The sequence below is a fragment of the Marinobacter nitratireducens genome, from assembly GCF_000708045.1.
Taxonomy (GTDB): Bacteria; Pseudomonadota; Gammaproteobacteria; order Pseudomonadales; family Oleiphilaceae; genus Marinobacter; species Marinobacter nitratireducens.
The window spans coordinates 910,646-927,704 of the sequence record NZ_ANIE01000003.1 but is presented as its reverse complement, the minus strand read 5'-3'; the positions used below and the strand labels follow the sequence as shown (position 1 = coordinate 927,704).

Annotated in this window: 17 protein-coding genes; 6 read left to right on the top strand and 11 right to left on the bottom strand. The window is 57.2% G+C overall.

The features are described 5' to 3' along the window. Nucleotides 1-130 precede the first annotated feature (130 nt). Nucleotides 131-706, top strand: a complete 576-nt coding sequence (locus D777_RS06125) for a chalcone isomerase family protein (protein WP_036129511.1) — start codon at nucleotides 131-133, stop codon at nucleotides 704-706. A 79-nt stretch (nucleotides 707-785) separates the two neighbouring features. Here the strand turns inward: D777_RS06125 and nth are convergent, their stop codons facing one another. From nth to metG, 8 genes are read right to left on the bottom strand one after another with little or no spacing between them, the layout of a single operon-like run. Then, nucleotides 786-1,424 carry an endonuclease III gene (nth, locus tag D777_RS06120; RefSeq protein ID WP_036129510.1) on the bottom strand — a complete coding sequence of 213 codons (639 nt, stop codon included), beginning with the start codon at nucleotides 1,422-1,424 and terminating at the stop codon, nucleotides 786-788. Between the two features lie 2 nt (nucleotides 1,425-1,426). Continuing rightward, the gene (locus D777_RS06115) at nucleotides 1,427-2,143 is read right to left on the bottom strand and encodes an electron transport complex subunit E (protein ID WP_036129509.1); all 717 of its coding nucleotides are present in this window, start codon (nucleotides 2,141-2,143) and stop codon (nucleotides 1,427-1,429) included. Nucleotides 2,144-2,145: 2 nt separating this feature from the next. Further along, entirely contained in the window at nucleotides 2,146-2,847 is a 702-nt protein-coding gene (rsxG, locus tag D777_RS06110) for an electron transport complex subunit RsxG (RefSeq protein ID WP_036129508.1), read from the bottom strand. A 3-nt stretch (nucleotides 2,848-2,850) separates the two neighbouring features. Next, on the bottom strand, nucleotides 2,851-3,903 hold the full coding sequence (gene rsxD, locus D777_RS06105; RefSeq protein ID WP_036129507.1) for an electron transport complex subunit RsxD: 1,053 nt from the start codon (nucleotides 3,901-3,903) through the stop codon (nucleotides 2,851-2,853). Nucleotides 3,904-3,924: 21 nt separating this feature from the next. Beyond that, entirely contained in the window at nucleotides 3,925-5,757 is a 1,833-nt protein-coding gene (rsxC, locus tag D777_RS06100) for an electron transport complex subunit RsxC (RefSeq protein ID WP_036129506.1), read from the bottom strand. Next, on the bottom strand, nucleotides 5,757-6,335 hold the full coding sequence (gene rsxB / locus D777_RS06095) for an electron transport complex subunit RsxB (RefSeq protein WP_036129505.1): 579 nt from the start codon (nucleotides 6,333-6,335) through the stop codon (nucleotides 5,757-5,759). The genes rsxC and rsxB overlap by 1 nt, the downstream gene beginning before the upstream one ends. 15 nt (nucleotides 6,336-6,350) lie before the next feature. After that, nucleotides 6,351-6,932, bottom strand: a complete 582-nt coding sequence (gene rsxA, locus D777_RS06090; protein WP_036129504.1) for an electron transport complex subunit RsxA — start codon at nucleotides 6,930-6,932, stop codon at nucleotides 6,351-6,353. A gap of 29 nt (nucleotides 6,933-6,961) precedes the next feature. Continuing rightward, nucleotides 6,962-8,992: a methionine--tRNA ligase gene (gene metG, locus D777_RS06085; RefSeq protein WP_036129503.1), complete on the bottom strand. Its 2,031-nt coding sequence runs from the start codon at nucleotides 8,990-8,992 to the stop codon at nucleotides 6,962-6,964. A 190-nt stretch (nucleotides 8,993-9,182) separates the two neighbouring features. Between metG and apbC the strand changes: the two genes are divergently transcribed. The 4 genes from apbC (at nucleotide 9,183) to D777_RS06065 (ending at nucleotide 13,055) form a co-directional block, all read left to right on the top strand. After that, nucleotides 9,183-10,283, top strand: a complete 1,101-nt coding sequence (apbC, locus tag D777_RS06080; RefSeq protein ID WP_036129502.1) for an iron-sulfur cluster carrier protein ApbC — start codon at nucleotides 9,183-9,185, stop codon at nucleotides 10,281-10,283. A 248-nt stretch (nucleotides 10,284-10,531) separates the two neighbouring features. Beyond that, entirely contained in the window at nucleotides 10,532-11,098 is a 567-nt protein-coding gene (gene dcd / locus D777_RS06075) for a dCTP deaminase (RefSeq protein ID WP_036129501.1), read from the top strand. Next, nucleotides 11,095-11,694: a YjaG family protein gene (locus D777_RS06070; protein ID WP_036129500.1), complete on the top strand. Its 600-nt coding sequence runs from the start codon at nucleotides 11,095-11,097 to the stop codon at nucleotides 11,692-11,694. Before dcd ends, D777_RS06070 begins: the two co-directional genes overlap by 4 nt. An 83-nt stretch (nucleotides 11,695-11,777) precedes the next feature. Beyond that, nucleotides 11,778-13,055 (top strand): valine--pyruvate transaminase, encoded by a 1,278-nt coding sequence (locus D777_RS06065; protein ID WP_036129499.1) that lies wholly within the window; start codon nucleotides 11,778-11,780, stop codon nucleotides 13,053-13,055. On the opposite strand, the gene D777_RS06060 is transcribed toward D777_RS06065, so the two are convergent. The 3 genes from D777_RS06060 to purM form a co-directional block, all read right to left on the bottom strand. Next, nucleotides 13,052-13,801 carry a DUF3108 domain-containing protein gene (locus D777_RS06060; RefSeq protein WP_051668957.1) on the bottom strand — a complete coding sequence of 250 codons (750 nt, stop codon included), beginning with the start codon at nucleotides 13,799-13,801 and terminating at the stop codon, nucleotides 13,052-13,054. The genes D777_RS06065 and D777_RS06060 overlap by 4 nt on opposite strands. Before the next feature lie 81 nt (nucleotides 13,802-13,882). Beyond that, complete coding sequence (gene purN, locus D777_RS06055) at nucleotides 13,883-14,548, bottom strand: phosphoribosylglycinamide formyltransferase (protein WP_036129498.1); 666 nt, start codon at nucleotides 14,546-14,548, stop codon at nucleotides 13,883-13,885. Next, the gene (purM, locus tag D777_RS06050; RefSeq protein ID WP_036129497.1) at nucleotides 14,545-15,609 is read right to left on the bottom strand and encodes a phosphoribosylformylglycinamidine cyclo-ligase; all 1,065 of its coding nucleotides are present in this window, start codon (nucleotides 15,607-15,609) and stop codon (nucleotides 14,545-14,547) included. Before purM ends, purN begins: the two co-directional genes overlap by 4 nt. A 157-nt stretch (nucleotides 15,610-15,766) precedes the next feature. Between purM and D777_RS06045 the strand changes: the two genes are divergently transcribed. After that, entirely contained in the window at nucleotides 15,767-17,050 is a 1,284-nt protein-coding gene (locus D777_RS06045) for a DUF2066 domain-containing protein (protein ID WP_036129496.1), read from the top strand. Nucleotides 17,051-17,059: the final 9 nt, after the last annotated feature.

Sequence of the window (17,059 nt, the reverse complement as noted above, 5' to 3'; positions counted from 1 at the left end):
GCAAATGAGAACCAGGTGGCGCATTGTGGTCCTTAGTCGTTGCTAGAATGCGTGAACCGGGTGGGATAGGGTGTCGAATCCCGGCGCACGAATGAAACACGTTAATAATAACGACTGAAAAGGAAGGACTATGATGAAGGCTCTTACAACCGGTTTTGCTTCATTGGTTATGGCGGCAGCGCTCTCGGCTCCGGCGACAGCTTTGACTGTTGAAGGTGTTGATGTTCCGGATACCTATTCCGCCATGGATACCGAGCTCAAACTGAACGGTGCCGGCACCCGTTCCAAATGGTTTATGGACCTGTACGTGGGAGGGCTCTACGTACCGGAAAATGTTGATGATGGTGAAGCGGTTATTAATGCGGATGAACCCCAGGCGATCACCTTGCATATTATCTCCGGCATGATCACCAGTGACCGGATGACCGAAGCCACACTGGAAGGCTTTGAGGCATCCACCAATGGCAACCTGGCTCCGATACAGAGCGATGTTGACCAGTTCATGGCGGTTTTTGCAGAAGAGATCAAAGAGGGCGATGTGTTCGATCTGGTCTATTTACCGGCAGAGGGCGTCAAGGTTCTGAAAAACGGTGAGCTGAAAGACACCGTTGGCGACTTGGCCTTCAAAAAGGCGCTCTTCGGCATCTGGTTGTCCGATGAGCCTGCCCAGGAAGATCTGAAAGAGAAGATGTTGGGTCAGCGCTGAGTCAGCGATCCCCTGCAGACTGAAAAAGCCGGCTTCGACGCCGGCTTTTTTGTTGATGCCTGTGCGGAGGAAGAACGGCTTACAGGTATTCCCGCTTCTGCTTGAATTCGCAAAGATCCTCAATAATGCAGGCGCCACATTTTGGCTTTCGGGCGGTGCACGTGTAGCGGCCGTGAAGAATCAGCCAATGGTGAGCGTCCAGCAGAAACTCCCTGGGCACCAGGCGCATCAGTCGTTTCTCCACTTCCAGGACATTCTTTCCGGGCGCAATCCCGGTGCGGTTGGATACCCGGAAAATATGCGTGTCGACGGCCATGGCCATGTGGCCAAAAGCGGTATTCAACACCACGTTGGCGGTCTTCCGGCCCACGCCCGGCAATGCTTCCAGTTCCTCGCGCTTCTCTGGCACCTGGCTGCCGTGTTGGTCGATCAGTATCCGGCAGGTTTTGATGACGTTTTCGGCCTTGCTGTTAAACAGGCCAATCGTCTTGATGTATTCCTTGAGGCCATCGACACCCAGGGCAAATATGGCTTCGGGGGTGTTAGCGACGGGAAACAGCTTGTCTGTAGCCTTGTTGACGCCGACGTCTGTCGCTTGTGCTGAGAGAATAACGGCAATCAGCAGTTCGAACGGTGACGAGTAATTCAGCTCGGTTGTCGGGTTGGGATTGGCGTCCCGCAGCCGCGTGAAAATCTCTGTGCGTTTTTCTTTATTCATAATCAGGATACGTTACCAGTGACCCGTACACGCTTACTGCCGGAGGATGCCGGCGCGGGTGTTGCGACTCTCCGCCGGGCTTCGAGCTTGCTGTCGATGCTGTTCTTGAGGGCGATCAGCAGCCCAAGGCCCATAAACGCACCAGGGGGCAGCATCATGAACAGCATGTTCGGATAGGCTTCGAAGGGGCGTACGACCCAGTCTGCAGCCATGGGGCCCAACAGAAGATTCATATCCACGAACAGGGTGCCCTGACCGATCAGTTCGCGCATGCCGCCCAGGACGATCAATACCGCCAGGAACCCAAGCCCCATCATGGCACCGTCCAGCAGGGCCCGTCCGGGCGCATTGCGGGAGGCGAAGGCATCGGCCCTGCCCAGGATGGCACAGTTGGTAACAATCAGCGGGATGAAGATGCCGAGGATCTGGTAAAGCTCATAGGTGAAGGCCTGCATCAGGAGTTCAGCGCAGGTAACAAAAGAGGCGATGATCATCACGAACGCGGGCAACCGGACCGATTCACCCACAAAGTTGCGAATCAGGGAGACGGCGAGGTTGGAGCCCATAAGCACCAGTAGCGTTGCGAGACCAAGGCCGATAGCGTTGACAACGGTACTGGTAACCGCCAGTAGCGGGCATAACCCCAGAACCTGAACCAGAGCGGGGTTATTATTCCAGAGCCCGTCCTTGATGATTTCTCCAGGAGTCTTGTCTGCCATAATCAGGAATGCTCCAACGTGTTGGTTTCACCAGCAATTGCGTCCGGTTTTAGCTTGTGTTTTCCCGGCCCTGCAGGCGCGCCCAGGCGCTCCAGAATCACCCGATGGTTCTTCCGGAAGTAGATCAATGCCTTCTGTACCGCTTTGACAACGGCCCGTGGTGTGATCGTTGCACCGGTGAACTGGTCAAACATGCCGCCGTTCTTTTTGACGTTCCATTCGCTGTGGGGCGGTTTGCCCAGCGAGCGCCCTTCGAAGCTCTGGATCCAGTCGGATTTGCGGGTTTCTATACGGTCGCCAAGCCCTGGGGTTTCCTTGTGGCTAGTGACTCTGACACCCAGAACCGTACCTTGCAGGTTGACACCCACGAGCAGACGAATGTTTCCGGAATATCCGTCCGGCGCGATGACGGGCATGATCATGCCGGTGGGAGAGCCGTCTTTGCGGGCAACCCATACCGTCAACGGGCCATCCTGAGCCAGGTGTTCGCTGGCGGGCAGCTCAACGGTGTCATGCAGCATGTCGTTGTCATGCGTGCTTTCAGGAATAATCTCAAATAAGGCCTTGGCTTCAGCGCGAGCTGCCTGTTCCTGAATGCGTTGGGCGGTAAAGGCTTGCGTTACCGCAATGGTGCCCCCGGTAATGACGGCAAATAGACCAAGGCCAATGGCACTTCGACGGATGGACTGAGCAAGTGCTGCCATGAATTACCCCTGACTCTTGCCTGGCACGCCGCGACGGGCCTTGTGATGGCCGTAGGTGCGTGGTGGCGTGAAATGGTCGATGAATGGCACCGCAAAGTTCATCAGCAGGACGCTGAAAGCAACAGCGTCCGGGTAGTTCCCCCAGGTGCGGATCAGATAGATCAGAACGCCAATTCCGGCACCGTAGATCAGTTTGCCCTGGTGGCTGGTAGCGGCCGATACCGGATCTGTCGCGATGAAAAAAGCGCCCAACATGGTTCCACCGGCCAGCAAATGCAATGAAAGCGGAGCGTATTGGTCGGCATTGCTGCCGAAGGCCAGGCTCATCACGGCAAGGCCTGCCAGGAAGCCCGCCGGGATATGCCAGCTGATGATTCGCAGGCCGACCAACAGCAGGCCTCCAGCCAGGAATGCGCCGTTTACCCATTCCCACCCACGAGCTACTGCATCGCCGAAGGTTGGGTGAGACAACACTTCGTCAGCGGTGTGGGTCGCAATCTTGTGCTTGTATTCATCCAATGGCGTCGCCATCGTCCAGCCATCAACGGCTGTCTGATGTCCGGAGGCGATGGAACTCAGGGTTTCTCCAAGCCCGGGCGCGCCCTGCCAGAGCAGGGTGGGTTCGGCCCAGTTGGTGGTCATGGCGACCGGAAAAGATATAAGCACCAGGGCATAGCCAACCATGGCCGGGTTGAAGGGGTTGGAGCCCAAGCCGCCATAGAGTTGTTTGGCGATAACAATGGCGGAGATCACGGCAATTGCTGACACCCACCAGGGTGCGAATTGAGGCAGGGACAGTCCCAGCAAAAGCCCTGTGACAGCCGCGGTATTATCTTTCAGAAAGAAACGAACGGGCTTCTTTCTGAGCTTGAGGATAATGGCCTCTGAAGCAAGCGCCACGGCTATGCACCAGATGACATTGATCAGATTACCCCAGCCGAAAAAAATGGTCTGGGCGATCAGTCCCGGCAGGGCTGCGATAATCACCCAAAGCATGACCCGTGAGGTCGGGCGGGCATTTCGGGCATGAGGGGAAGACTGTTGAACAAACGCCATGTCGATTCGGCCTGAACTCGGTTATTCGGTTGACTGTGATTCGGTCGCATTCGCCAACAACTGGCGAGCTTCTGTCAGGGCCTCTTCCGCCCTTTTGACCCGGTCATGATTCTTTGCCACTGCGCGTTCCAGCTTGTCGACGTTGTCCGCCTGCTGAGCTTTGGCCTCTTCCAGCATGCCTTGCATGGTTTCCAGTTTGGAGCGGGCCTGGGTCAGCTGTTTTTCCAGGGCTTCCAGGTCCGGCCTGGGAGGCTCGGGTGCCGGTTGGCTGTCACTGTCTGTCGCAGGGCCTTGCTCGGCCTTCGCTTTCTTTCGTGCCAAAGCCTGCTCGACCAGAGCGGCCTTGGCAGCACGCTCATCAGTGGCTGTACCGTCAGCCTCGGCCTGTTCGGCTTCTGCCTTTTTACGAGCCTGTGCTTCTGCAGCCGCCTTCGCACGCTCCTTGCGACGGAGCTCTTTCTCTTCCTGCTCCCTTTCAAGGCGCGCCTGGCGGGCTTCGAAGCGCTCCCGAGCCCGGTCTGCTTTTAGTTGCTCCGCACGCTGAACCCGAATCTCTCCCTTTGCGTGGCGATAGTACTGAACCAGAGGGATTGAGCTGGGGCAAACATAGGAGCAGGCGCCACATTCGATGCAGTCGAATAGATTCAGGTGTTCTGCTTTATCGAACTCGCCCGCCTTGGAGTACCAGAACAGTTGCTGTGGCAGGAGTTCCATCGGGCAGGCATCCGCACACTGGCCGCAACGAATACAGGGCTGCTCCGGCGCCGGCGTGGGTAATTCCCGCTCGCTGGCGGCGATCACACAGTTGCTGGTCTTGGTAATCGGTACCTCAAGCGAATTCAGGGTGAAGCCCATCATCGGGCCGCCGGAAACCAGGCGGTTTGTCCGATCGGCATCGAATCCCGCTTGTGTCAGCAAGCTCTGAACCGGCGTTCCGAGCAGTGCCTCAAAGTTCCCAGGGTCACTGACGCCCTCTCCGGTCATGGTCACGATACGAGAGATCAGAGGTTTGCCTTCAAACACTGCCCGTGAGACGGCGACCGCCGTGCCGACGTTCTGGCACATTACCCCGATATCTGCTGGTATCCCTCCACTAGGGACTTCCATGCCGGTCAGAATCTGGATGAGCTGCTTTTCTCCGCCGGAGGGGTATTTCGTCGGGATGACCGCCAGTTCGATCTGTGTGCCTTTGATCGCCTTGCCCATGGCCTGGATAGCTTCGGGCTTGTTGTCCTCAATACCGATCACGCACCGTTCCGGACGAAGGATCCAGGACATGACTTTCAGCCCGGCAATCACTTCGTCCGCGCGTTCCCGCATCGTCATGTCATCGGCAGTAATGTACGGCTCGCACTCCGCACCATTGAGAATAAGGGTCTGAACCTTCCGGTCTCTGGGCGGACGAAGTTTCACGTTGGTTGGGAAACCGGCGCCACCCATGCCAGACACACCGGCTTCCCGGATGAGTTCCAGTACCTGGTCCCGTTCCAGCTTTTTGTAGTCTCGAACCGGCTCGAGAGGCAGCCATTGATCCTCTCCGTCCGGTTTCAGAACGATGCACCAGTCTTCCATGCCGGACGGGTGGGGCACGGGCCGCAGAGCGATCTGTTCAACAATACCCGATGTCGGAGCATGAACCGGAACCCCGAGACCGCCCGTAACATCGGCGATTTTCTGGCCCTTGAGTACCCTGTCGCCAACATGAACCAACGGTTCGGCGGGGACCCCAATGTGCTGTTGCAGGGGCAATACCAGGCGTTCGGGCAGCGCCGCCGGCCGAATCGGGCCTGCGGTGGACTGGCGCTTGTTTTCGGGTGGGTGAATGCCGCCGGAAAAATCCCAGAGCTGTGACATCAGGCGCTTACCCCCTGCCGGTCTGTTGCGATAATGCCACTGGACGGAGGCGTCCAGGTCCAGGTACGGATATCCGGTTCGATCGTGATCATATCAATGCAGTCAACGGGACAGGGCTCCACGCAGAGATCACAACCGGTGCATTCACTCTCAATCACCGTATGCATGTGCTTGGCGGCGCCGAGGATCGCGTCTACCGGGCATGCCTGAATGCACTTGGTGCAGCCGATGCACTCGTCCTCCCGGATGACGGCAACCCGCTTTTCCTGTTCAACGCCGTGCTCAGCGTCCAGCGGTTGGGGCTCAACATCAAGTAGGTCCGCCAGTGCCTTGATAGTGGATTCCCCGCCGGGAGGACATTTGTTGATCGCATCGCCATCCGCGATGGACTCGGCGTAAGGGCGGCAGCCCGGGAAGCCGCATTGGCCGCATTGGGTCTGTGGCAAGAGGGAATCGATTTGATCCACCAGCGGATTGCCCTCGACCTTGAAGCGTTCAGCGGCGAAACCGAGCAGCCCGCCAAAAGCCAGGGAGAGCGCAAGAAGCACCAGTACGGCGATTAATATGCCTGTCCACATAACAACGTGTCTCCGTTAAACGCTGACGAGGCCGGTAAAGCCGAGGAACGCCAGGGCCATCAAGCCGGCCGTCACCATGCCGATGGCAGCGCCACGAAAGGCGACCGGTACATCCGCCACGGCGATCCGTTCACGCATCGCCGCAAACAGAACCAGCACCAGGGAAAAGCCGGCCGCTGCGCCGAATCCATACAAAACCGATTCAACGAAGTTGTTGTTTTTGTTCAGGTTGAGAAGCGCGACACCAAGAACCGCGCAATTGGTGGTGATCAGGGGCAGAAAAATACCCAGAACCCGATACAGGAGGGGGCTGGTTTTCCTGACCACCATTTCGGTGAACTGAACCACCACGGCAATCACCAGAATGAAGGTGATGGTTTTGAGGAACGCGAGGTCCAGTGGAGCCAGCAGGTAGGTATAGGCAAGATAGCTGCATACCGATGACAGGGTCAGTACAAAGGTAGTGGCCAGAGACATGCCCATGGCGGTCTCCAGCTTGCCGGAAACCCCCATGAACGGGCACAGGCCGAGGAACTGTACCAACACGAAGTTGTTCACCAGTATGGTGCTGACCAGTATCAGTAAATACTCTGTCATCGTTGCGTACTCTTCATTCCTGCCTGGTCTTACATTACCCGCATGCCCGGGGTGGCGCCTGAATCGGGAGAGAGGATGAAGATATCCTTGCCGCCCGGGCCAGCCGCCAGGACCATGCCTTCAGACATACCGAATTTCATCTTTCTTGGCTTCAGGTTGGCAACCATCACGGTCATACGGCCAACGAGATCTTCCGGTTTGTAGGCTGACTTGATACCAGCGAATACGTTGCGTTCGCCATGTCCCACGTCAAGAGTCAGGCGAAGTAGCTTGTCAGCCCCTTCCACGTGTTCTGCATTGACGATCTTTACGACCCGGAGATCCACTTTCGCAAAGTCGCCAAATTCTATCTCATCGGCAATGGGCTCGAGATTGGCTGCCGGCTCCGGCTGTGCGGTCGCTGCGGGAAGCTCTTCCTTGGAGGCATCCAGCATCTTGTCGATCTGTTTCATGTCGACCCGGTTCATCAGGGGCTTGAACTTGTCAATGCCGTGATTTTCAAGCAGCTCGGCGCGATCATTCCAGTTCAGCTGCGCGTTGAGGAACGATTGGGCGGCTTCCGCGGTTTTCGGAAGTACCGGTGCCAGGTATGTCATCAACAGCCGGAACATGTTGATGGCGTTGGTACAGATCGCCTGCAGGTTGTCTTCCTGACCGTCCTGCTTGGCAATAACCCAGGGCTGTTCATCATTCACATACTGGTTGGCGATATCCGCCAGTTCCATGATCCGACGCATGGCGCGACCGAATTCCCGTGCCTCGTAGAATTCCTCGATCTGTTGGCCGGCCTCGATAAACTCGCGTAGCTTCTCGGATTCGGTAACTTTGCCCAGCTGCCCGTCAAAGCGCTTGGTGATGAAGCCGGCACTGCGGCTGGCGATGTTCACTACCTTGCCAACCAGGTCAGAATTCACTCGGGCGGCAAAGTCTTCAAGGTTGAGGTCCATGTCATCGACGCTGCCTGTAAGCTTGGCCGCGAAGTAGTACCGCAGATATTCCGGATTGAGGTGATCCAGATAGGTCCGCGCCATGATAAAGGTACCGCGGGACTTGGACATCTTCTTGCCGTTCACCGTCACAAAGCCGTGAGCCCAGACGGCCGTTGGCGTGCGGAACCCGGCATCATGAAGCATGGATGGCCAGAACAGCGCGTGGAAGTTGATGATGTCCTTGCCAATGAAGTGGTAAACCTCGGCGTCGGAATCCGCCTTCCAGAAATACTCGAAATCGATGTTCTCGCGGTTGCACAGGTTCTTGAAGCTGGCCAGGTAGCCGATCGGGGCATCCAGCCAGACATAGAAGTATTTGCCCGGGGCGTCCGGAATCTCGAAACCAAAATAGGGCGCATCACGGCTGATATCCCATTCTTGCAGGCCGGCATCCAGCCACTCGGCCAGTTTGTTGGCAACCTGCGGCTGAAGCGTGCCGCTTCGCGTCCAGTTGGCGAGAAAATCCTGGAAATCCGGAAGTTTGAAGAAATAGTGTTCAGATTCCTTCTCAACCGGTGTGGCACCGGACACTGCCGAACGCGGGTTGATCAGCTCTGCCGGTGTGTAGGTGGCACCGCAGGCCTCACAGTTGTCGCCGTACTGGTCCTCGGTTTTGCACTTGGGGCAGGTGCCCTTGATGAAACGGTCTGCCAGGAACATCTCTTTTTCCGGATCGAAAAACTGAGTGATCTTCCGGGTTGCGATGTGACCGTTTTCCTGCAACTGGCGGTAGATGTACTCCGAGAAGTACTGGTTCTCCTCCGAATGGGTGGAGTAGTAATTATCGAACCGGATGTGGAAGCCGGCGAAATCCTCCTGGTGTTCCTGGCTGATACGATCAATCAGTTGCTCAGGCGTGATGCCCTCGCGCTCGGCGCGGAGCATGATGGCCGTGCCGTGGGCATCGTCAGCGCAAACGTAATAGCAGTTGTGGCCACGCATGTTCTGGTAGCGCACCCAGATGTCCGTCTGAATGTACTCCAGCAGGTGACCCAGGTGGATCGGCCCGTTGGCATAGGGCAGGGCGCTGGTAACCAGAATATCGCGCTGTGGCTTGCTAGCTTGCGTCATGGTGATGTCCGAACCTTCTGTTGATAAGGGTTGGAAAGACAAAAACGGGGTTCAGGTGCGCAACCGGCATTGATTGCTCCAGACAAAGACCCCATATGGTCAGAAACGGGCACAGATGATACCTTCCAAGCCATTAATTTTCACCTGAAACACCCGTTTCTGTGCTTATGAGCTTATTCCGGAGAACCCGATGACCCAGATTTCCCAGCAGGCCCTGGAAACAGCCGTCCGCGAATACCGCGACCCTTACCTTGAAAAGGACCTGTATGAACTTGGCGCCGTCAAGAACTTGACCGCCGACGAGAACGGTAAAGTCACCCTGATGGTCGAACTGCCGTATCCGTCCAAAGGCATTGCCGGAGGGCTCAAGCAGATCGTCGCCAATGCACTTGAAAACGTGGATGGTGTGGAAGACGCGGACGTGCACGTGGGGCAGAAAATTCACGCCTACCAGACCCAGAAAGACATCCCCTCCGTTGCCGGCGTCAAGAACATCATCGCCGTCGCATCCGGCAAGGGCGGAGTCGGCAAATCCACGACTGCCGTCAACCTGGCGCTGGCGCTAAAAGCCGAAGGCGCCCGAGTCGGTATTCTGGACGCCGACATCTACGGCCCCAGCATCGGCATGATGCTCGGCGTACCCGAGGGCAAACGCCCGGACACTCGGGAAAACAAATACTTCGTCCCTATGGAAGCCCACGGCTTGCAGGCCAATTCCATGGCCTTCGTCGTCACCGACAAGACCCCGATGGTCTGGCGCGGCCCAATGGTCAGCGGCGCAGTTATGCAGCTGCTGCAACAGACTCTGTGGGATGAACTCGACTACCTGATCATCGACATGCCCCCGGGAACCGGCGACATCCAGCTTACCCTGGCCCAAAAAGTTCCTGTCACTGGCGCCGTGATTGTTACCACCCCGCAGGACATCGCCCTGCTGGATGGCAAAAAGGGCATCGAAATGTTCCGCAAAGTCGACATTCCGGTACTCGGTGTCGTCGAAAACATGAGTGTCCACATCTGCAGCAACTGCGGCCACGAAGAACCCCTGTTTGGTCATGGCGGCGGTGAACGCATTGCCGAGGAATACGACACCACACTGCTCGGCCAGCTTCCCCTGCACATGACCATCCGGGAACAGACCGATAGTGGTTTGCCGTCAGTCGTCGCTGAGCCGGATTCCGAGGTAGCCCGCCGCTATCGGGACATTGCCCGCCGCGTGGGCGCGGAACTGTCGACCAGGGAGAGGAACCTGACGGGTTCCATCTCCAGTGTTTCTGTCACCGAACACTGAGGTGATTGGCTAAAACCATTGATTGGCGGCGGTCCACCGACAGTTGTCTGATCGCGGTTGCAGGGCCGCTCTTCCAAAAATGTCGTAGGCCATGGATGGCCGGAGACAAGTCCACATGGATGTGCTCGTAGCGGTTTTTGGAAGAACGGCCCTGTAACCGCAGCCCCCAAAGCCAGAGGGCTTCGACAGACAACCCGGTAACGGTTAAACTACGCCCCAATTTTCCCAGTGGAACCGAGACCTCCCAAATGAGCATCAAATCCGACAAGTGGATCCGCCGGATGTCCGAACAGCACGGCATGATCGAGCCGTTCGAGCACGGACAGGTACGTGAATCCGAAAAGGGCCGAGTCATCTCCTACGGCACCTCCAGCTACGGCTACGACGTCCGCTGCAGCAACGAGTTTAAAATTTTCACCAACGTCCACAGCGCCACCGTCGACCCGAAGAATTTTGACGACAACAGCTTCGTCAACTACACCGGCGACGTCTGCGTCATCCCGCCGAACTCCTTTGCACTGGCCCGGACCGTGGAATACTTCCGCATTCCCCGTAGCGTGTTGACCATCTGCCTCGGCAAGTCCACCTACGCGCGCTGTGGCATCATCGTCAACGTCACACCACTGGAGCCAGAGTGGGAAGGACAGGTAACCCTGGAGTTCTCAAACACCACGAACTTGCCGGCAAAAATCTATGCCAACGAAGGCGTGGCGCAAATGCTGTTCTTTGAGTCAGATGAAGTCTGTGAGACCAGCTATAAGGACCGGGGCGGAAAATACCTCGGCCAAACCGGCGTCACTCTGCCCAGGACATGAACGCCAACCAGTTCTTCAAAGCCGTATCGCAGTTGCAGGGATGGCGCGAGTGTGCCTTCCTGCTCTCGCTCGCCGAGCGCTCCTTCCCGAACTACGCCCTGTTTGCAGAGACCATGGGGCTAAAAAGCGGTGCTAAAATGCGCCAGCTACTCGATCTGGCCTGGGACATGCTGCAGAAAGAGGTTCAGGAGGCGGCGATTCCACAGCTACTCGCCAAGCTCGAGAGCCTTGCTCCGAACGTTGATGAATACGACGCCTATGGCGTGTACCCTGCATTTGATTTCTGCCAGCTGCTTGAGCAGGCCTTGCTGAATCGCTTGAACCCGGCCAAACACCGGGCTACGGAAGCCGCCCAACTGGCGACATCCACTGTCATGAATTTCATCGAGTTGTCCGAAGGCGAAGAGCTGAGTGAGGACGAGCTGGTTCGGCTGCTGGATCAGCATCCCCTGATGAAAGAAGACAAGATGTTTCAGCGTGACCTGGTCCTTTCCCTGAAGCGTCAGCGAGCTCCTACCGAAGTTTATATTGCCGAGCTGATTGAAGATGCTGCCAACGGCGGCGTCAGCAATCTGGGTATTTCGTTGGACAGCTGAGCAGAGCGGCAGCTGTCCGCGCTACACTTGGTGAAAGAATCCTTGTTGTAAACCCGATGTTTCATCATTGATTGGATGATTTTATGAAGCTGTCAGCCTTTGGTCGAAAGTTCACCGCCGATGCCGGAATCACGTCCCTGATGGATGATCTGGGCAATGCAATGGCATCCGGTGATGACATGATCATGATGGGAGGCGGGAACCCGGGGCACATTCCCGAGATCCAGGCGCGGGTGCAGGAAATACTGGCCGGAATCAGCGATAACGAAGAGGATATGCGCCGCCTCGTGGGGATCTATGATCCTCCGCAGGGGGAAAAGCAGTTTATTGCTTCCCTTGCTGACTTGCTCAACCGGGAATACGGCTGGGGGCTAAAGCCTGAGAATATCGCCCTGACCAACGGCAGTCAGGCTGCTTTTTTCATGCTGTTTAACATGTTTGGCGGACGGTACGAGGACGGCAATAATAAGCACATCCTGCTGCCGCTTGCTCCGGAATATATTGGCTATGCCGACGCCGGTGTCGAGCCTGACCTGTTCCGGGCGGTGCAGCCGGACATCTCGTTCACCGATGCTCACGAGTTCAAGTATCGCATTGACTTTGATGCCGTTGAAGTGACCGGTGAAACCGGAGCGATCTGCGTATCAAGGCCGACCAATCCGACCGGAAATGTGATTACCGATGAAGAGCTTGCCCGCCTTGAGGCGCTCGCCCGGGATCACGATATTCCTCTGATCGTTGACGGGGCCTATGGCACGCCGTTTCCCAGTCTGCTTTTCGTGGATGCGGAGCCCACCTGGAATGAGCAGATTATATTGTGTCTCAGTCTGTCCAAGCTGGGACTTCCTGCGGCGCGGACGGGTATCGTCATTGCAGCAGAGCCCATTATCAAGGCATTGTCCGGAATCAATGCCATTCTGAACCTGGCAACCGGCAGTTTCGGCGCAATGCTGGCGGAGCCACTGGTTCGGTCCGGGGAAATCCTGTCCCTGAGTCGCGACGTGGTCTGCCCGTTCTATAAGGCCAAGATGGAGCGAGCCGTCACGACCTTCCGGGATGCCATGGGTGAGGACAGCTGCCGCTGGTATATTCACAAACCGGAGGGTGCCATGTTTCTGTGGCTCTGGTTTCCGGGTTTGCCGGTTTCCAGTCTGGAGCTATACCAGCGCCTGAAGCAGCGCGGTGTTCTGGTGGTTTCCGGTCATTACTTCTTCCCCGGGCTACCCGAAGATGGCTGGAGGCATCGCCACGAATGCCTCCGGGTAACCTATTCCCAGGATGATGATCGCGTGGCAGAAGGGCTGCGCATTATCGCAGACGAGGTAAAGGCGGTGTGGGCTGAAGCAGATCGCTCGGTTTAACCGCCGAGCTCTGCCTCTTTCAGGCGGAGCTCATAGTGGCTGCCATCAGGTTCCACTTGCAGCAGTCGCATTAGCATGAACCCTTCATCCGGTGCGAACCACATCAGGGTCTGGCGTTTGGCATTTTCCTCCCGGACTTTTTCGGCCTTGAGCGTTGTATGGGTCTGGCCATTGTTCTCAAGGGGTTCCTTGTCGATCACGGCAAACCGGTCGGTGTCATAGTTGTCGCCGTCGATAATCCGGTAAGTCACATCCCGCTTGCCGGCTTTGATGTCTTGATGGAGCTGCAACTGAAAGCCCAGCGGGTCGAGGGTGCCGGGTTCAAGATCAAGGGTGAACGCCTTGCCCTTGTAGCGCCCGGTCGCCTTGCCGGAACTCCAGTCAAAGTCGATAGATTCCTCCCGATCCTTGATCAGAAAGCCGGAAAGCCGGTATCGATAACGCAGCGGTACGACGCGATCATTCTCCCATTTCAGGATGATGGACTCGTCGATGTCGGCGATAAAGGAGTCGACGTCTGTCCGATAGAGCCAGATGCCATTGCCCTTGGATGTCAGTGTCCGTTTGGCGCTGCCGTTGAGGGAGATGCCCTTGTCCATCGTGGCGGAATAGCTGGCTTCGAAGGGTTGAAGGCCCGGTTGGACGGGGGGCAGGTTGTTCGTTGCCAGTGCGGTCCCCGAGAACAGCGCCAGCGGCAGAGCCGTGGCGCGGAGTACGGAGAGTATGAGTCGTCGGATTCTGGTCATGTGCTTGCATCCAAAGCCGTCTTGTATGACGACAGTCTAGCTGCTTACATCACGCCACAGTATGACAATCCGTTCAGGCGCTTACTCGCTGTCCGGAAGTCTCATGGGTGACTTGAGCAGCTCACCGTCGAAAAGCACGTAGTCGCTGCCAAGCTGGACGCGGCCTTCGCAGAACCAGCGAACGACAATGGGGTAGAGCAGGTGCTCCTTTTCCTGGACCCTGGCGGCGAGGCTTTCCGGCGTGTCGTCCTCCAGAACCTTGACTTCGGCCTGGGCGATAACCGGACCGCCATCCAATTCTTCGGTCACGAAATGGACTGAGACGCCATGGGTGTCGTCACCGGCTTCCAGTGCCCGCTGATGCGTGTTCAGGCCGGTATACTTGGGTAGCAATGACGGGTGGATATTCAGCATCTGGCCCCGCAACGCACGAACGAAATCCGTAGTCAGGATTCGCATAAACCCTGCCAGCACAATCAGGTCCGGATTATGGCGGCGGATTTCGGCCATCAGCGCCCCGTCAAAAGCCTCGCGGGAATCGTATTTGGTGTGATCCACAACGAAGGTTTCGATGTTGGCCTGTGCGGCACGTTCAAGCGCAAAGGCTTTGGGTTTGTTGCAGCCTACGGCAACGATTTCGCCCGGAAAATCCCGCTCACGGCTGGCATCAATCAGCGCCTGAAGGTTGGTGCCGCTGCCTGATGCCAGTACCAGGATCTTTGGGGCTGGAGTCTGGTCTGCCTTCATGCGGAAAGCAGCTCCGGCGCGTAGCGCACACTTGCGTCGCCGTCAGCGTTTTCGGCGGCTTCCATCACGCCGACTTGCCAGGCGTGTTCACCCAGTGCCTTGAGGGTATCCAGTGCAAGTTCTTTTTGGGCATCCGGCACGCAAACAATCATGCCAATGCCGCAGTTGAAAGTACGGTACATCTCTTCGATGGCCACGCCACCTTCTTGCTGTAGCCACTGGAACACCGGGGGCAGCGTCCAGCTGGCAGTGTCGATGGCCGCAACAGTGCCTTTCGGCAGAACCCTGGGGATGTTTTCCGGTAGTCCGCCACCGGTAATGTGAGACAGCGCGCGAACGTCAACTTCCTTGATCAGCTTCAGCAGGTTCTTGACGTAAATGCGGGTAGGAGCCATCAGTGCATCTGCCAGGGTGGTGTCACCCATCGCGGTGTTCAGGTCGGCGTCGCTGACCTCAATGATCTTTCGGATCAGGGAGTAGCCATTGGAGTGGGGGCCCGAGGAGCCCAGCGCAATCAGGGCGTCGCCCGGTTGAACCCGACTGCCGTCGATGATCTCGCTGCGCTCTGCAACGCCGACACAGAAACCGGCAAGATCGTAGTCGTCACCCTCGTACATGCCAGGCATTTCCGCGGTCTCACCACCGACCAATGCGCAGCCGGCTTGTTCGCAGCCTTCACCGATGCCGGCAACTACCTGCGCAGCTACATCCACGTTCAGCTTGCCGGTGGCATAGTAATCGAGGAAGAACAGGGGCTCGGCGCCGCCAACCACCAGGTCGTTGACGCACATCGCGACCAGATCAATACCAATACTGTCATGCTTGTCCAACTGCATTGCCAGCCGGAGCTTGGTGCCCACGCCGTCAGTACCGGAAACCAGTACCGGCTCTTTATAGCCTGCCGGGATGGAAACCATGGCGCCAAAACCGCCGAGTCCGCCCAGAACTTCCGGGCGACGGGTGCGCGCGGCAGTATCCTTGATGCGGTTGACGAGATCGTTGCCTGCGTCGATATCAACGCCTGCGTCGCGGTAGGTCAGGGAGGGCTTCTGTTCGCTCATTATGTACTTAACCGTTGGACAGTGGGTCAGGCGGCGGATTTTAACAGATTGCTTTTCTGAAATCCTCATCGCTACTCACGTCTTGGGGCATGGTGTATCCTATGCGCCATTAACGCCAATAGCAGGGTATTTCATGTCAGTAGCAGGACCAAAGTCGATGTGCAGATCCACTCGATTCGCATGGCTCGGTGTACTTGGGCTCATGTTGGTGATGATTGGATCACCGGTATCTGCCGTCACCGTTTCCGGATTGTATTCGGTTGAAGTGCCGGTGGCCGGTTCGTCCGAGAGCGAGCTTAAAGATGGTTATGCGGATGGTCTTGCCCGGGTCTTTGTTCGGGTGTCCGGCTCTCGGAGCGTGTTGGAGCGTGAGGGGGTGCCTGCCTTGCTTGAGAATGCCGAGTCGTTGCTGTTGTCCTATCAGTTTCTTCGCGACGAAGAGGGTGGCAATCGTTTGCGCATGGGATTTGGGGCGGTTGGTGTCAATCGGGCTCTGGCCTCTGTTGATGCACCTGTGTGGGGGGCAAACCGTCCTTTGACATTGGCTTGGGTCGCCGTTGAGGATCGTGGTGCCCGCACACTCGTGACCGCTGCTGACGACAACGCCAGCGAACCGTTCGATTCGTGGCAGGCAGCCTTCAGCGCGGCAGCGAGGAATCGGGGGTTGCCGATCAGTCTCCCGCCATCGCAGCTTTCCGGGAACCGTGAGCTTCTTTCTGATATATGGGGTCAGTTTATCGGGCGCATCCAGGACCGGTCCGACGACCTTGATCACGATGTACTGGCGGTCATGAGGGTCAGTCGGAGCGGCGGTCAATGGCGTGCCGGCTGGGTTTTTGATGGTATGGGTATGGATGTGGGCGAGGAGGCAGTAACCGCCGCTTCGCCAGGCGCACTCGCCGAAGCGGTTATCAATCGTTGGGCCGACCTTTATGCGGAACGTTACGCCGTCGCTGCCGGCGATATTGCTGAGTCCCCGCAGGTCGATATTGTCGTTCGTGGCGTAAGCTCACTGGCAGACTATGGTGACGTCAATAATGTGTTGGGCGGGCTCACTCCGGTCGTCAGTGTTGGTGCTGCGAGGGTGAAGGGGGATCAGTTAACCCTGCGCGTAGCTTTCTCCGGTGAATTGGATCAGCTTCGCGAGTATATTGCGCTTGATCCAAGGTTTGTGCCGCTGGAGGGAGACTCCCCGGCACCAGAAACGAATTCTCAGGCAATGGCTGAGCCGCCTGCTCAGGGCGATCTTCCTGCCGCGGGGGATGAGCGTGCGACCGAAGCTGATGATGGTCAGGGCAGGATGGAGCCGGGTGAGGCCTCACTGTTTACATATCAGCCCGTTGAGGTTGACGAGCAGGAAGCCGAAGAGGCCTTCGAATCCCTCTATCAGGTGCTTTATTATCGTTGGCAACCTGCCTCTGTCATTGGCAGTGGACAGTAACACGTTGCC

Coding starts and splice junctions, on each gene's coding strand:
- D777_RS06125 (WP_036129511.1), top strand. CDS start 131: ATGATGAAGGCTCTTACAACCGGTTTTGCTTCATTGGTTATGGCGGCA.
- nth (WP_036129510.1), bottom strand. CDS start 1,424: ATGAATAAAGAAAAACGCACAGAGATTTTCACGCGGCTGCGGGACGCC.
- D777_RS06115 (WP_036129509.1), bottom strand. CDS start 2,143: ATGGCAGACAAGACTCCTGGAGAAATCATCAAGGACGGGCTCTGGAAT.
- rsxG (WP_036129508.1), bottom strand. CDS start 2,847: ATGGCAGCACTTGCTCAGTCCATCCGTCGAAGTGCCATTGGCCTTGGT.
- rsxD (WP_036129507.1), bottom strand. CDS start 3,903: ATGGCGTTTGTTCAACAGTCTTCCCCTCATGCCCGAAATGCCCGCCCG.
- rsxC (WP_036129506.1), bottom strand. CDS start 5,757: ATGTCACAGCTCTGGGATTTTTCCGGCGGCATTCACCCACCCGAAAAC.
- rsxB (WP_036129505.1), bottom strand. CDS start 6,335: ATGTGGACAGGCATATTAATCGCCGTACTGGTGCTTCTTGCGCTCTCC.
- rsxA (WP_036129504.1), bottom strand. CDS start 6,932: ATGACAGAGTATTTACTGATACTGGTCAGCACCATACTGGTGAACAAC.
- metG (WP_036129503.1), bottom strand. CDS start 8,992: ATGACGCAAGCTAGCAAGCCACAGCGCGATATTCTGGTTACCAGCGCC.
- apbC (WP_036129502.1), top strand. CDS start 9,183: ATGACCCAGATTTCCCAGCAGGCCCTGGAAACAGCCGTCCGCGAATAC.
- dcd (WP_036129501.1), top strand. CDS start 10,532: ATGAGCATCAAATCCGACAAGTGGATCCGCCGGATGTCCGAACAGCAC.
- D777_RS06070 (WP_036129500.1), top strand. CDS start 11,095: ATGAACGCCAACCAGTTCTTCAAAGCCGTATCGCAGTTGCAGGGATGG.
- D777_RS06065 (WP_036129499.1), top strand. CDS start 11,778: ATGAAGCTGTCAGCCTTTGGTCGAAAGTTCACCGCCGATGCCGGAATC.
- D777_RS06060 (WP_051668957.1), bottom strand. CDS start 13,801: ATGACCAGAATCCGACGACTCATACTCTCCGTACTCCGCGCCACGGCT.
- purN (WP_036129498.1), bottom strand. CDS start 14,548: ATGAAGGCAGACCAGACTCCAGCCCCAAAGATCCTGGTACTGGCATCA.
- purM (WP_036129497.1), bottom strand. CDS start 15,609: ATGAGCGAACAGAAGCCCTCCCTGACCTACCGCGACGCAGGCGTTGAT.
- D777_RS06045 (WP_036129496.1), top strand. CDS start 15,767: ATGTGCAGATCCACTCGATTCGCATGGCTCGGTGTACTTGGGCTCATG.